Origin of the sequence: Dysgonomonas sp. 25 (assembly GCF_010501075.1) — a bacterium.
In the GTDB taxonomy this organism is placed as follows: domain Bacteria; phylum Bacteroidota; class Bacteroidia; order Bacteroidales; family Dysgonomonadaceae; genus Dysgonomonas.
On the sequence record NZ_QVMN01000033.1, the window covers coordinates 1 to 395 of the forward strand.

The 395-nt window shown below is 41.0% G+C and carries 1 protein-coding gene; it reads left to right on the top strand.

Annotated elements, in window-relative coordinates; translation table 11 throughout:
• Positions 1-259, top strand: a 259-nt coding sequence (locus tag D0T66_RS16095; RefSeq protein WP_163358323.1) for a hypothetical protein, incomplete at its 5' end; no start/stop codon positions are given.
• Between the last annotated feature and the right edge of the window lie 136 nt (positions 260-395).

The following is a 395-nucleotide window of genomic DNA, read 5'->3' on the forward strand; positions in this document are numbered from 1 at the left end:
GGCTTCAAGATACAAATCTTTAGTAAGATTATTGGAAGGTGTTTCTAGGGAAGATGATTTGGCAGAAGAAGTGATTGATGAGTTAGAAGCCCTTGAAGAGAAAGTTTCTTATGATTTGCTTCTAGAAAACCTTGCAGAGGTTCAGAACCAGTTAAACGATGTTAGGAAGGAGAAAGCAATTGTTCGGCGATTGAGCAAAGACGGTGAGGAAAATAAAGTTAGAGAAGTGCTTATCACACCCGTGCTCGAAAGGAGGTAGGATTGAGCAAACGAGTAGAAGATATTAAGGACGTCCAGTTAACCGTTGCCCAGGGACTAGGAGTTACGGATAAAGGACGAGAGTTATTGGAAGAAATAACCCAGTGGCAGTTAAGACACGAATGTCTTATATCACT